A 13,233-nucleotide genomic window follows, 5' to 3' on the forward strand; every position below is an offset into this window, starting at 1 on the left:
CACACGGGTGAGCACTTTCAGAGATCAGATCTGGGCACTTTCACTGAGCGCCGTCAATAGTTCCGTCCCTCATCGCCAATCTGCACGGTGCCGACGAACTCGATGCACTCGACGCCCTCCGGGCTGACCGCGTACTCATCATGGCGCCACGCAGTCACCTTGTATCGGTCAGCAAGAGCGACCCGGCACTGATCGACAATCGAGTTGGTGACGGGCTCGCGCTCCGGCGGGGTAAGGGCAAGAACGGTTCCCGCTGCGGCCCTTCGACAATGCGAGACGGCCCACATCCTGGCCCGCTCATCTATCGCCAAGATCCGACTTCCGGCGAGACGGTACCGACCCGAGACCGGCAATCAGCAGAAGGCCAACGAACACGTTCAACGACGACAGCGAGTTGTTGAAGATCGAGTCGACCGCGAACACGACGACACCAGCCAGCGCGGCGGTGTTCATGCTGAGCGGAACAGACGCCCTGCCCTGGCGGATCGTCCACCACATCGCCAGCAGTAGCGCGACGAACAACGCAAGTCCGGGAAGACCGTACCGGTAGAGCTCTTGGAAGTAGTTGCTGTGCGGGTGGCCGAGTCGGGCGACCGTCAGACCGGTGTACGGCGAGATCGTAGGCACGAAATCACGGGCGAGGAACCCTGTCAACCACGCGCCCTGATGATCGAGGCCGTCGATCACGCCCTGCCACAGAGCCTGCCGGGTGACGCTCGAAGTGTCGGCGTCATTCGATGCCGAGAACAGTCGTTCGAGGGCGGACGCGACATAGGGCGGTTTCCAGAACTGGTACCCGATGATGGCGTACCCCATCGCCGCGATGGCGACGGCCAACCGGACCCCACGTGCTCGACCGGATTGGAACAGCACAATTGCGAACGCCACTGCGAAAGCGATGATGGCCGATCGGGTCTCGGTCATGAGAAGCACGGAAGCGACCGCGACGAATGTCAGCCAGAAGTACAGACTGCGTGTCAGCGTTGCGATAACCGCTATGCCCAGCATGGCAAGGAATCCGCCGTACACGGTCGGAGAGAAGAACGTTCCGAAAGGACGGTACGTGCCGTCAGCGGTGGCGAAGTAGAAGCCCGACCCGTACCCCTGTGACAGCAGGAACGGAAGCCCGACGAAATACTGGTAGACACCCCAGCCGCCACAGAGGACGAGGGCGGCGCGGAGGCCGTAGACAATGGCCAATTTCCGCTCGGAGGTCTGCGCGATTCGGAACAGGACGAGTCCGGCGAACAGGGTGAGTAGTTCGCGAGTGAGTTGGTTCCACGGCGGCGTGGAGGTTCCGATGCCCATGATCGTCAGGTCGAGGGCGATCCACAGCCCAAGTGCTGCAAGCGCGTAGTCGACCGGGCCATGACGTCGACCGAGCACGCCGGCGAGAACGCCGGTGGCAACGACTAGCGCGAAGAACGGATACGTCGGGGGCCAGCGTGACGAGGTCAGCTCGTACGGCAGGTAGCTGATCGGCACGGCAAGCACGGTGAGAAACACCAGCCAATTGCCGCGCAGTATGTCACGGACGCTGCGTGGCTGAACAGCCTCGGCGTCATGGGTTGCGTGCGCCAGAGTCATAGTCTGTCATTGTGCCGTACCGGGTGGTCAGTCGCCCACCTATCCGTTGCGGTCCAGCCATAGTTCGTCGGCGCAGGCTTCGCTGCAGGTGCGCCCATCATGTGGGTCGACGTCCTCGCGCAGGTCCCGCAGTTGGCACGCGCTCATTATCCAGCTTCCGTTCGGTGCGTGATCGGAACACGGAGTTGCCACTGCGATGCATCATGTACAGCACGCAATCGAGCGGGATCGCTGCAAGTCCGAGGTAGCTGAGACGGGCGAGAGAATCCACCGCGTCATCATGCCGTACCGCTCGGTCTGATCGCTGTCGGGCTTGCTTGAAAACGGGCGCATAACGCGAGCTATGCGCCCACCTCGGCGAACACAGCGTGGCCCTCTCGATTCGATCGTGACGGACGGTTCGGCATCTAACCTGAAGAACTCTCGAACGCCGAGCTGATGACCGAACTCAGCTTTTGATGCGGGGAGTAGCGAGCTGCTGTGCAAGGAGCCCGACCATGTGCGTTCATCTAGGGAAGATGCCGACATGTACGAGGCCGAGGCCGAGGCCAGGCGCCCCGGCTTGATCTACCCCTCGCGATACGCGCTCATTTCGGACCGCCGTCACTCGGTCGAATGAACCACTCAATAACAACGTTCGGGTTGTAACGAGCCATCACAAACACCCGATTCTCTTGTTTGTGACTACAAAACCTTCCCCTTGCCCTCCTGCCGACCAATATGGATGGCTGCAGGAACCATACTGGGGCGAAGATCAAGAGCGGACCCCGAAACCACAGAAGCCGCGAACTGTACTCCGCAGTCTCGCGGCCGCCCTGACTGCGCGCATTCACCGCTGACAATTCTGGTCGTTCGAACTTAGTTCAACGCCCGTTCGTGCCCTGTTGCCCTGCTGGTGTTCTCGTGGCCAATCTGGGTGGCTGTCCGGCAGCATTTCCGACCTCTGAGGGAAAATCCCTGGTGCGCGAGCTGTCGATTGGTGGCCTTAGGATGTGGCCGTAGCGGCCGGTTGTCGGAATCCACTCGGTGGTTCGTGCGGCCGTTTATGAACTGAGTCTTGTCTTCGACGGGGGAAGTAGCGCTATGCGGATTACTGTGTTTGGTACCGGATACCTCGGTGCCACCCATGCTGCGTGCATGGCAGAGCTCGGCCATGAGGTATTGGGTGTCGATGTGGACCCGGCGAAGCTTGCCAAGCTCGAGGCCGGTGAGGTCCCGTTCTACGAGCCCGGGCTCGAAGAGGTTCTGCAGCGCAATATCGCGGCATGTCGACTTCGGTTCACCTCCTCATACGAAGAGGCCGCTGAATTCGCCGACGTGCACTTCCTCGGCGTGGGCACTCCCCAGAAGAAGGGCGAGTTCGCGGCCGACATGATCTATGTCGACTCCGTGGTCGAGACACTCGCGCCCCTGCTCACCAAGCCCGCCGTCATCTTCGGCAAGTCGACCGTTCCCGTGGGCACAGCAGCTCGGCTAGGCGCAATGGCGCGAGAACTCGCCCCAGCTGGCAACGACGTCGAGATCGCCTGGAATCCGGAGTTCCTCCGTGAGGGCTACGCAGTCAAGGACACGCTGCACCCCGATCGTCTGGTCCTCGGCGTCGACCGCGATCGACCCGGCCGGGCGGAGGACCTGGCCCGCGAGGTCTACGCGCAATTGCTCGACGAGAAGATCCCGTTTCTGGTGACCGATCTTGCGACCGCTGAGCTGGTCAAGGCCTCAGCCAATGCCTTTCTAGCGACCAAGATCTCGTTTATCAACGCGATTGCTGAGGTCTGCGAGGCCGCGGGTGCGGACGTGACGGTTCTTGCCGATGCCATCGGTCATGACGACCGAATTGGCCGCAAGTTCCTCAATGCCGGTATCGGGTTCGGTGGAGGATGCCTGCCGAAGGATATTCGGGCGTTCATGGCCAGGGCCGGTGAGCTGGGCGCGGACCAGGCGTTGACCTTCCTGCGGGAGGTCGACAACATCAACATGCGCCGACGCACTCGTATGGTCGAGCTGGCCCGCGAAGCATGCGGATCATTGTTGGGAGCCAGGGTCGCGGTGTTGGGCGCGGCGTTCAAACCTGACTCCGACGACGTACGCGACTCGCCAGCGCTCAACGTCGCAGGTCAGATCCAGTTGCAGGGTGCTGCTGTCAACGTCTACGACCCGAAGGCCATGGACAACTCACGGGCATTGTTCCCGACCCTCGGGTACAGCGCGTCCGCGCTTGAGGCATGTGAAGGCGCTGACGTGGTGCTGGTGTTGACGGAGTGGAAAGAGTTCAAGGCGTTGACCCCGAAGGACCTCGATGACGTGGTTCGCGCCAAGACTTTGATCGATGGCCGCAACTGCCTCGATCCCGTGCAGTGGCGTGAGGCTGGCTGGACCTACCGCGGACTCGGGCGTCCGTAACCCGTCTCGTCCGCTGCTGCGAACCGGCCAAACAAGACTGGTGTCGTTCAGTTGATGCATTCACCGCACGGTGGCGTTTGTGGCGCTTGCGAAAAACCGGCACAATGACTGCTTGATAACGGCAGGTTTGGTTCTAGACGGATTCGCGACCATTTACTTGAAAGTTTTTCGAAAGCGATGAAGTCGACCAGTTACCGTCAGGTTAAATCCGTCCCGACCAATGCGGTGATTTGGATTTGAACATGCAAACAGCCTGCGAAACAGTGGTTTTCGACAATGGCTGTCGGATCGTGCTGCTGTAACGACGGCGACGAGTTGGACGATAGGGGATGAATTGGGACGGATCACTATTCTCTTCCCGGTCTGTGCTGAAAGTGTGGTAGACCAATCATGTTGGATGTAATTGTTTTGTGATGTGACCCACTTGAGAGGTCGCAAGTCGCACCGCGTGCGAAAATCTAAATCTCAGGCTGCGGAGCCATCGACTCGTCTCCCAACGTCAGTGTCGACGTGTCGGAGTGCAGACACCGTTGACATAGAAGCAAGAGAGCAGATTCAGGAGGGGAACCGGTGGCAACACTCGGATCCGTGCAGCAGACTCCGCAGGGGGTTGAGAAGGACCAGCAGGCGCGACGCGTAGAGCGCTTGACCTCGCGCCGTGTTTGGGAGCACCAGTACATCTATCGACTACGCATCACCGATGTCGCTGTCGTTGTTCTCGCGGTGGCACTCGCTCAGCTCATCCGGTTCGGCGAGCTGCAAAACAACGGCCTGCAGGCGACGCTGAGCTACAGCGGAGTGTCTATCGTTCTGGCTGCGCTGTGGGTGGCGTTCCTCGCCATTTTCCGGACGCGATCGACCCGCGTCATCGGCAACGGTGCCGAGGAATACCGCCGCATCGTGTCGGCCACCTTCAAGCTCTTCGGCGTGATTGCGATCGTGTCGCTGCTCTTCAAAGTGGACTTCGCTCGCTTGTACTTGGCAATCGCTCTCCCTGTCGGTCTCTTGGGGCTCCTCCTCAGCCGCTGGTTGTGGCGCAAGGGGGTGGCGGTGAAGCGCAGCAAGGGCAAGTACCAAACCTCCGTCCTGATCGTCGGAAGTCGCAAAGCTGCCGTCTCGATGGCAAAGCAGTTCGAGCGTTCGCCGGGTGCTGGGTACCGCGTCGTCGGCATGTGCCTGCCCGGCTACGAACCGGCGCGTGACGCCGTGACACTTGAGGGGTACGAGATTCCTGTACTCGGCGACGAATATGGCGTGGTCGACGCGATCGAAGCCTCGGGCGCTGACACCGTCGCTGTGACAGCAACCGAGCATCTCGGAACCAAAGGGATCCGCAAGATGGTGTGGGACCTGGAAAAGAAAGACGTCGACTTGGTTGTCGCTCCCGGTGTGGTGGACGTGGCCGGCCCACGGCTCGTCATGCGCCCGGTAGCAGGGTTCCCCCTCATCCACGTCGAGAAGCCGCAATACAACGGCGCAAAACGCTTCAGCAAGACCGCCTTCGACTTGGTGTTTGCATCCGCCGTCTTGCTTCTGATCACACCGGTCCTGTTGATCGCGGCTATCGCTGTGAAGGTGACGAGCCGGGGGCCGGTCTTCTACAAGTCCGAGCGGATGGGCATCGACGGTAAGCCGTTCTCGATGATCAAGTTCCGCAGCATGGTGCAGGATGCCGACAAGCACGTTGAAAGACTGCTCGCGCAGAACGAGAGCGAGGGTGGCGTCCTTTTCAAGATGCGCGAGGACCCGCGGGTTACCAGAGTCGGCAAATTCATGCGGCGATTCAGCATCGATGAACTGCCGCAATTCATCAATGTCCTGCGCCGCGAAATGAGTGTCGTTGGACCACGTCCGCCACTCCGCCGAGAGGTCGAGACGTACGACGGCGAGGTTCGACGTCGCTTGCTGGTCAAACCCGGCATTACAGGCCTATGGCAGGTCAGCGGTAGGTCAGACCTGTCTTGGGAAGAGACTGTTCGGCTCGATCTGTCATATGTGGAGAACTGGTCGATGGTGGGCGACCTGCTGATCATCGCAAAAACGGTTAGGGCGGTAGCCGGGAGTGACGGCGCGTACTGAGCGAACTCTCGACAGTACCTAGTCAGTTGGAGCATTGCTCCTCGCGTGCGCGCGTCGGAGAACAAGGTCGGGGAAAGAAAACTTGCGAGAAAAACTGAAGGTCGCGATTGCGCACGACTACCTAACACAGCGGGGTGGGGCAGAGAAAGTCGTTCTCGCTATGGCGCGAGCCTTCCCGGAGGCACCCATCTACACGACGCTGTACGACCCGAACGGCACTTACCCTGAGTTCGAATCCTTCGACATCAGGGTTTCGCCGCTCAACAAGGTGAAGTACCTTCGCGAGCACCATCGCAGCGCACTGCCATTGTTGCCCATTGCGTCGTCGACGACGAAAATCGATGCCGACGTCGTCCTTGCCAGCAGCAGCGGGTGGGCTCACGGTTTCCGGACATCGGGTACCAAGATCGTCTACTGCTACTCACCGGCGCGCTGGCTGTATCAACGTGAGGCATACCTGGGTACTTCGGCGTCTCGAACCCTGCGGGGCCTCATCGCGGCATCCAGTCCGGCTCTGAAGGCATGGGACCGCAGAGCCGCAAAGTCCGCGTCGAAGTATTTCGCTATCTCATCCGTGGTCAAGTCGCGAATCGAAAACGCATACGGCCTCCCGTCCACGGTGCTTCCGGCTCCCCAGTCCCTCGACGCTAGCCTGCCAACGGAGGCAGTCCAGGCGGTCGAGCCATGGTCTGACGGCTACTACCTCTGCATCTCGCGCCTCTTGCCGTACAAGAACGTCGACAAGGTTATCCGTGCGTTCGAGCATGGCGACAGGCGTCTCGTTGTTGTTGGAAGTGGCCCGCAAGAAGCTGAGCTCGCTGAATTGGCGGGACCGAATGTGACGATGGTCAAGGACTTGACGGACGCCCAAATTCGTTGGCTGTACGCACATTGCGCAGGCTTGGTCGCCGCAAGCTACGAAGACTTCGGTCTTACGCCATTGGAGGCCGCAAGCTACGGGAAGCCCAGTGCGGTACTGCGATGGGGAGGCTTCTTGGACACCGTTGCAGAAGGCGTTACCGGAGTCTACTTCGGGGAGCCCGAGCCAACAGCCATTGCTGCTGCGCTGACCGCGCTAGAGGATCGCCGTTGGTCTCAGGACGCTATGGACACCCATCTGGATCAGTTCAGCGAACAACGGTTTGCCGAGGCGCTGCAGCAAGCGGTCTACCGAGCATCTAGCGCTTCACAGCGTCTAGATCAGAAAGTATGAGGACGAAGCAGATGAAGCGAGCGTTGATCACGGGTATTACCGGTCAGGACGGTTTGTACCTGTCCGAGTTGCTGCACGACAAGGGCTACAAGGTGTACGGCCTGGTGCGCGGTCAGAACAATCCAAAGCGGGCGTTGCTCGAGCAGAGTCACCCGTTCGTGGAGATCCTTTCCGGCAACTTGCTCGACCTGTCGTCGCTGATGCGGGCGTTCTCCGCCGCTCAACCTGACGAGGTGTACAACCTCGGTGCTGTGTCGTTCGTCGCATATTCACCGGCCCCTCCGGAGAACGCTGCCGCGCCTGCGCTGCCGCCACCGACTGCTTTGCCTGCAGCCATGGACTTTCCGCCCGTGGCGACCGCAGCTCCGGCCATCAGAGCTGTTCCTGCTGCGGCGGCACCGGATCCACCCGAGCCGACGGCCGCGACCGCCGGCACCAACAGGCGCATCATCGCGGGCAGAACCGCCGCGGCCATGGTGAGCATGACGATGCCCAACAGCGATTGTTGGAGCTGGTCGATGTCGGGGATCTCGCCCTCGGTGACGTTCGCCGAGTTCTGTGCGGTCAGGAACGCCATCGCGTAGACCAGTGCGCCGACGGGCTTGAAGAGCAGGAACGCAATGATCCAGGCCACGATCTTCTCGTAGGACTGTGAGCCGACCGAGGTACCTCCGGCCGCGGCCGCGAGCGGTGCGGCCGCGACAGCGGCAATGAGAAGCACCTGGCGGGCCACGAGCATCACTGCCTGCGCGATCGCGCCGAGAAGTCCGACAAATCCGATGATCAGCATCAGCCCCGGGGTGGCGCTGCCGTAGGAGTTGATCGAGAGCATCGAGTCGACCATGCCCACCGGGTCACGGTTGGAGGTATCGGTGATCAGCCAGTCCGAGAACGCGTCCCCGGCACGGGTTCCCGCGGCGACGACGACGGAGAACATCGTGGCGGCAATGACGGTGCGGGAGAGGGCCTTATAGGTTTCTTCGGCTTCGTTGAGCAGTGCGTGACGACGCGCAGCCGCCAGACGCAAGGCCAGGAAGATGATCGTCGCGACCAGCAGTGCGAGTTGTATCCAGCCCGTGTACTCCGAGATCGTCTGCAGCGGAGTGAAATTCTGCAGATCCGGGTTCGGGATCTTGATCCACCAGGTCATCGCCATGGTCAGTACTTGCGCCATGCCGGTGAGGATCGACTGCACGATCTCCCCGAACTGCGATTCCCACATCTCCGCGAACTGGCTGGTGGCGAAGTTTTTGGCTGCGTCGAGGGGGTTGCCATCGGCGGCGCACAGTGCGCCGCTCGCGCCGCCGATCAGATCGCCGATAACCGGCAACTGCGTGCCCAATACGTCTCCGACGACGTCGCCGGCGGTGTCGCACGCGGTGGTCTGCGCCGAGTCCGTCTGTGCCGTGTCGTCCGGGGTGGGTTGCTGCGCGGCCGCGATCGCACTGCCGGTCAGCATCACCGCAAGCGCGATCACCAGTGCCACTGCGGTCGACCGGAGGTACCGGAGGGCGAGGGTCGTCATTTGCCGGGCCATTGCGTCCACCCCGCCAACGTCGGGGTGTTGCCGACCTTGCCCGCCTCGGCGAGCTTGAGGGACCAGTCGCCGCCGCGCCAGAGCAGCTCGATCGGCACCGTGGTCCAGCCGTTGCCGGAGACGTTCTTGCCGGCGTATTCGATCACCGCGTAATCCGAGGAGTAGTAGGTCAGGCGGTAGGCCTCCTGTCGAAACAATGGCTTGGCCGGCGGCGCGGTGTTGCCGGCCGCGATCTGACGTTGGGCGTTGGCGAGATTGCGGTCGAGCTCGGTCTGCAGCTCGGGGGTCGAGGCGACCGCTCGGGTACTCATCACTGCCGCTGCACCCTCGAACGTGGATTGGCTGCGGTTCACCAGCTGCAGTCCCGCCAGGGCCGCGCCTTGTGGGGTTCGAGCGAAGCCGGTGGCGAGGGCACCGTCGACTGCGGTGGGCCCGTCGGAGGCGGAGAACGGGAGGGGATAGTTCTGCACTTTCTGCCAGATCACCCCGGCAGGCGGGGCGCTCTGGTAGTCGGCGGAGCTGGGATCGGGGCGAGAGCCGGGGTCTTGGTCGAGGGCGATGCCGTTCGGGTTCGGGGGCACCTCGACGCGGAAGCCGAGTTCGTCGAGGTAGGGCAGTCCCCAGTCGGCGCGGTTGCTCTGGGTCGGCTGCGGCGCGGCGGGACTGGCGGTGTCGGGTTGCGACGCGGCGCTCTCGCGGGCGCTGCGGTTGATCAGGACGGCCGCGGTGCCGCCGACGACGACGAGAACGATCACGATCACCGACAGCACCAGCGTCCACCGGCGTCCGCCCAGGACCTGTCCGTCGTCACCCGGGGACGACGGCACGGGATTGTGTCGCGGGGCTGTGCTCATCACGATTTCTCCAAGGGTGTTGCCTCTGCCGGTACTTCGGTGATCGAGCGCACTCTGACGGTGGTGTCGCCGGGCTCGGGAAGCAGTAGCCGCCAGTCCTCGCCCGACCAGAGAACTGCGGTGTCGGATGCGGCGATCGATTCGTCGGGGAAGGTGGTGTAGATCGTCAGAGCCGCCCGCTCGGCGGTGTAGTCGGTGATCCGGTACCCGGCGATCGAGGGACGCTCGTCGGCGGCAGGGGGTGCGGTGATCGAGATCAGCTGCCGGTTGACGGCGAACGAGTCACGTGCAGGTCCGGGAGCGACCGCGGCATTGACCACCGATGGCCATTGGTAGTCGGGAGCGACCGAGATCCGCACGGTCTGTTGCAGTGCTGCCAGGGCCGCACCCTGCGGGTCGTGAGTGAATCCGCCGACAGGGCCGCTTCCCGGATTGCGGGCCGGGCCCTGATCGCCGACAGGCAGTGCGATGCCTTGGTAGTCCTGCCAGCGCACCCCGGTCGGTGGTGCGGACGGATCCGGGGCCGTCGAGGTGGTCGGAGCCGCCGTATCGGTGGCTTCGGTGCCGCCGGAGCTGCAGGCCGTGGCCAGTGCCGCTGCGAGCAGCCCGACGGCTATCCATGCTCGTGCCCCGCGGATGCGGGGTGCCCCGTCGTCGGGTGTGGATGCGGTCATGGTCGGAGATGCCTCTTTCGTTACGCGATGCTGGGGCGCTCGCATGGTCAGAACGTCAACAGGGCTGCGGCGATACCGGTTGCGGCAGAGGCGAACACGGCCGAGATGAGCGTGACCACGATCGATTGAGCGGCGTCGGTCTCGTGGGGGGACTCTCGTCGGGTGTAGGCCAAACGTCCTGCGGCCCAGATCAATCGGATGGTGAATATCGCGAAGGCGAACCAGAGCAGGTATTGCAGCAACTGCACCAATGGTTCGGTGACCTCGGTCGGTGGTGTCTTCACCTGTGCACGCTCATCCGGCGACGCTGGTCATGATGGTGCCGGCGCTGGTGGCGATGACACCGCCGATCAGGGCACCGACAATGATCTTCGGCGATTCCAGTGCCCCGCCGTTGTACTTCTCCCAGCCGAATTTTCCGCCGCCGTAGACCAGTGCACACACCCCGGCGAGAAGGACAAACCAACTGAGCCAGCGGCCCAGGCGTAGGAAGCCGTCGGACTTCGGGGGCGCTTCGGGGGTGAGCTCGATCTGGGCGAGGATGTCGATTCCGGTGTGCAGGCTGTGCAGGATCATGGCTTTCCTTTTGTCGGGGTGGTGGAGCGTTGAACGTCGAGGAGGATGGCCTCGCGTAGTTCCGATCCGACGGTGGCGATGTCGGCGGGAACGTCTGTGGCACTGCGCTTTTTCTCCGGTTGCGGATCGAACGGTGACCAGACCGCCAGGCCGCTGGGATCTCGCGCGAGTGGGTACTGCTCGATCCAGCCGATGCGCCAGTCGCGGCCGACGAGTGCGGTGACCACGTCGCGGGTCTGCTGGATCTGTTTGGGCAGCTTTCGACCCGGTCGGTCGGCCACGGTGATCAGGCCGATGATCGTGGAGGGTCCACCGTGGCCTGCGGTGTGTTGACGGAGCAGTTCACCTGCTTTGACCAGTCCCGAGACGGTCTCGCGGGCAACGATCGCGACGTAGGGACTTTGCTTTCCGTACCCGCCGGGCCAGCGGTCACCGCAGTCGCCGGCGGGAGCGAGGACGTGGGCGAGGGTGCTCACGCCTGCGCCGCCGTGTGCGCCGAGCAGCCAGAGCATCGGGGACGGGGAACGATCCGGTAGTGGTATCGGCCTGTCCCAGATCGGGAGCTCGCGTTCGGGTAGGCGCATCGAGAGATCTCCCGACTTGCGGGGTGTCTGGTTGCTGGAGGTCGCGAGGTGGGGAATGCTCACCGGTCCTGCCCTCCGGCGGCAGCGCGGACGGTGTTTGCCCGCAGCTGCTCGTAGGCGGCGGACGTCGCTGGGTTCAGCTCGTCGGCCGTAATCGGCAGCCCGGTGGCCAGGTGAGGGTCGTAGGGGATGTCGAGGACGGCGAACACTTTGCCGTGCAGGTGGTTTCGGAGTTCGTTGAGGTCGATTCCAGGTGTTCCCGGGAGCTGGTGGGATATCGCGATGATGGTGCGCAGTGGGCCTGCATCCGTGGCGGTGTAGCGGATGGTTTCCAGTGCCGCGCGCATCCGATTGACGGCATCGGCGCGGGCATGGACGGCCAGGACTATCGCCGCCCAGGGCTCGGACCGCAGCGGATCGGCTGCGGCGCGGCCGAACCCGCGGTGTCCGAGGTCGTAGATCGAGGTATCGACTTGGCTGCGGAGGTAGCGATCGATGCCCCGGTATGCCGGCTCGGCCGACTGCAGCCAGGCGCGCCCGAGTATGTGTGCTCCTGCCGAGGTCGCAGAGGTGCAGTCGGCGACCGAGGCCGGCACGTTGTCGGGGTCGGAGCTGTCGAAGGCGGTTTCGATGACGGTGTCGCTGACCATGGAATCTGCGCCGCGTTCGACCAGATCACCGCCTGCAGGTGTTGCGTCGACGACGACCACGTCGTGGCCGCGGGCAGACCATGCGTTGCCCAGTCCGAGTGCTGTCGTGCTCGCTCCTGCGCCCCCGCAGGCACCGAGGACCAGAGTCATCGGTGGTATCGGTTCGGGGGCGGGCACCGGTTCGGGGTGAGCACGTAGGGGAAGGACCCGTGCGCCCTGGTCCGCGGGGTCGGGTAACGGACTCTCTGGGGGCGGGGTGAGCCATTCGCTCATCCATTCGGCGCGCTCTTCGGTCACTGTGCTGCTCCGATCGAGGTGATGAAGGTGCGGCCACCGGCGTCGGTGGTGCTGATGGTCTGTTTGTCCGTGGTGCGAGTGCCGTCGCTGTACCGCTGTTCGAGGGTCACGGCGTAGGTGTTCGGGGCGGCGGCCCGGATGCTCACGCAGTGCTCGGTACCGGCGGGAATGGTGTCGATGCCGCGTTGGAGCTCGTCGGCGGTTGCAGACTTCAACTGCGCGTTCGGCGCGAGGATCTCGCGGGCGGCCGCGCCGCTGCGTTCGACGTAGTAGGCGTGCTCGAACGCCAGGATTGCTGCGCTTCCCGAGGTGGTACCGCCTGGGCCCGCGCCGGTCACCACGCCGTCGGTCACCGATTCGGGGCACCAGGAGTGGGCGAGCGCAGCGGTGGTGGTCGTGGGTGCGGGCAGCTCGGATGTCGGGGCTGGGGTCGACACGGCCTCGATCTCGGGCGTGGTGTCCGGGTCGGAGGTGAAGGCAGAGACCGCAAGTGCTCCGACACCGATCGTCATCGCGACGGCCGCCGCGGTGATGCCGAGCGCGCGGGCGTTGACGGGGCGGCGTCGAGCGGGGCGTGGGGTATCGGTCGAGACGGGCTGTGGGGGCGCGAGAAGCCAGTGCGACCCGTCGTCGGCGGAGCGGGTGTCATCGGTCTTGTCTGCTGGAACGTCCTGTGGCGGTGTGGGATCAGCCACCGGGGTGGCGTCGAGGGGATCGAAGGGTGGAAACCAAGAGTCGAGGGAGGTCGATGCTTCGTTGTTGTATGTCATCATCTTTGG

12 protein-coding genes are annotated in these 13,233 nt (G+C 63.4%); 4 read left to right on the top strand and 8 right to left on the bottom strand.

All coding sequences use genetic code 11. From position 1 onward, the window contains the following. Positions 1 to 297: 297 nt before the first annotated feature. Positions 298 to 1,587, bottom strand: coding sequence for an O-antigen ligase (locus tag J1M86_RS11775; RefSeq protein WP_206509943.1), 1,290 nt, complete (start codon positions 1,585 to 1,587; stop codon positions 298 to 300). 1,083 nt (positions 1,588 to 2,670) lie between these two features. Here J1M86_RS11775 and J1M86_RS11780 point away from each other — a divergent pair. The 4 genes from J1M86_RS11780 to J1M86_RS26350 all read left to right on the top strand — a co-directional run bounded on the left by J1M86_RS11780 (position 2,671) and on the right by J1M86_RS26350 (position 7,866). Beyond that, positions 2,671 to 3,990 carry a UDP-glucose/GDP-mannose dehydrogenase family protein gene (locus J1M86_RS11780; RefSeq protein ID WP_206509944.1) on the top strand — a complete coding sequence of 440 codons (1,320 nt, stop codon included), beginning with the start codon at positions 2,671 to 2,673 and terminating at the stop codon, positions 3,988 to 3,990. A 588-nt stretch (positions 3,991 to 4,578) separates the two neighbouring features. After that, positions 4,579 to 6,069, top strand: a complete 1,491-nt coding sequence (locus J1M86_RS11785; protein ID WP_206510061.1) for a sugar transferase — start codon at positions 4,579 to 4,581, stop codon at positions 6,067 to 6,069. A gap of 160 nt (positions 6,070 to 6,229) precedes the next feature. Further along, positions 6,230 to 7,282, top strand: a complete 1,053-nt coding sequence (locus J1M86_RS11790; RefSeq protein WP_206509945.1) for a glycosyltransferase — start codon at positions 6,230 to 6,232, stop codon at positions 7,280 to 7,282. 11 nt (positions 7,283 to 7,293) lie between these two features. Continuing rightward, positions 7,294 to 7,866: a GDP-mannose 4,6-dehydratase gene (locus tag J1M86_RS26350; RefSeq protein WP_241259767.1), complete on the top strand. Its 573-nt coding sequence runs from the start codon at positions 7,294 to 7,296 to the stop codon at positions 7,864 to 7,866. A 937-nt stretch (positions 7,867 to 8,803) separates the two neighbouring features. On the opposite strand, the gene J1M86_RS11805 is transcribed toward J1M86_RS26350, so the two are convergent. From J1M86_RS11805 to J1M86_RS11835, 7 genes are read right to left on the bottom strand one after another with little or no spacing between them, the layout of a single operon-like run. Continuing rightward, entirely contained in the window at positions 8,804 to 9,673 is an 870-nt protein-coding gene (locus J1M86_RS11805; RefSeq protein WP_241259768.1) for a hypothetical protein, read from the bottom strand. Next, on the bottom strand, positions 9,673 to 10,347 hold the full coding sequence (locus J1M86_RS11810) for a hypothetical protein (RefSeq protein ID WP_121870946.1): 675 nt from the start codon (positions 10,345 to 10,347) through the stop codon (positions 9,673 to 9,675). Before J1M86_RS11810 ends, J1M86_RS11805 begins: the two co-directional genes overlap by 1 nt. A 47-nt stretch (positions 10,348 to 10,394) precedes the next feature. Continuing rightward, positions 10,395 to 10,631, bottom strand: a complete 237-nt coding sequence (locus J1M86_RS11815) for a hypothetical protein (RefSeq protein WP_032393575.1) — start codon at positions 10,629 to 10,631, stop codon at positions 10,395 to 10,397. A 10-nt stretch (positions 10,632 to 10,641) separates the two neighbouring features. Then, positions 10,642 to 10,923: a hypothetical protein gene (locus tag J1M86_RS11820; RefSeq protein ID WP_121870945.1), complete on the bottom strand. Its 282-nt coding sequence runs from the start codon at positions 10,921 to 10,923 to the stop codon at positions 10,642 to 10,644. Beyond that, positions 10,920 to 11,570: a DUF6668 family protein gene (locus J1M86_RS11825; protein ID WP_259468021.1), complete on the bottom strand. Its 651-nt coding sequence runs from the start codon at positions 11,568 to 11,570 to the stop codon at positions 10,920 to 10,922. Before J1M86_RS11825 ends, J1M86_RS11820 begins: the two co-directional genes overlap by 4 nt. After that, positions 11,567 to 12,454 carry a ParA family protein gene (locus tag J1M86_RS11830; protein WP_147458314.1) on the bottom strand — a complete coding sequence of 296 codons (888 nt, stop codon included), beginning with the start codon at positions 12,452 to 12,454 and terminating at the stop codon, positions 11,567 to 11,569. Before J1M86_RS11830 ends, J1M86_RS11825 begins: the two co-directional genes overlap by 4 nt. After that, positions 12,451 to 13,227: a hypothetical protein gene (locus tag J1M86_RS11835; RefSeq protein WP_094650848.1), complete on the bottom strand. Its 777-nt coding sequence runs from the start codon at positions 13,225 to 13,227 to the stop codon at positions 12,451 to 12,453. Before J1M86_RS11835 ends, J1M86_RS11830 begins: the two co-directional genes overlap by 4 nt. Between the last annotated feature and the right edge of the window lie 6 nt (positions 13,228 to 13,233).

The sequence above is a fragment of the Rhodococcus sp. KRD197 genome (assembly GCF_017168235.1).
GTDB lineage: Bacteria > Actinomycetota > Actinomycetes > Mycobacteriales > Mycobacteriaceae > Rhodococcoides.

What these genes read in the sequence shown, in the direction of transcription:
- J1M86_RS11775 (WP_206509943.1), bottom strand. Translation starts at nt 1,587, where the DNA reads ATGACTCTGGCGCACGCAACCCATGACGCCGAGGCTGTTCAGCCACGC.
- J1M86_RS11780 (WP_206509944.1), top strand. Translation starts at nt 2,671, where the DNA reads ATGCGGATTACTGTGTTTGGTACCGGATACCTCGGTGCCACCCATGCT.
- J1M86_RS11790 (WP_206509945.1), top strand. Translation starts at nt 6,230, where the DNA reads ATGGCGCGAGCCTTCCCGGAGGCACCCATCTACACGACGCTGTACGAC.
- J1M86_RS26350 (WP_241259767.1), top strand. Translation starts at nt 7,294, where the DNA reads ATGAAGCGAGCGTTGATCACGGGTATTACCGGTCAGGACGGTTTGTAC.
- J1M86_RS11805 (WP_241259768.1), bottom strand. Translation starts at nt 9,673, where the DNA reads ATGAGCACAGCCCCGCGACACAATCCCGTGCCGTCGTCCCCGGGTGAC.
- J1M86_RS11810 (WP_121870946.1), bottom strand. Translation starts at nt 10,347, where the DNA reads ATGACCGCATCCACACCCGACGACGGGGCACCCCGCATCCGCGGGGCA.
- J1M86_RS11820 (WP_121870945.1), bottom strand. Translation starts at nt 10,923, where the DNA reads ATGATCCTGCACAGCCTGCACACCGGAATCGACATCCTCGCCCAGATC.
- J1M86_RS11835 (WP_094650848.1), bottom strand. Translation starts at nt 13,227, where the DNA reads ATGATGACATACAACAACGAAGCATCGACCTCCCTCGACTCTTGGTTT.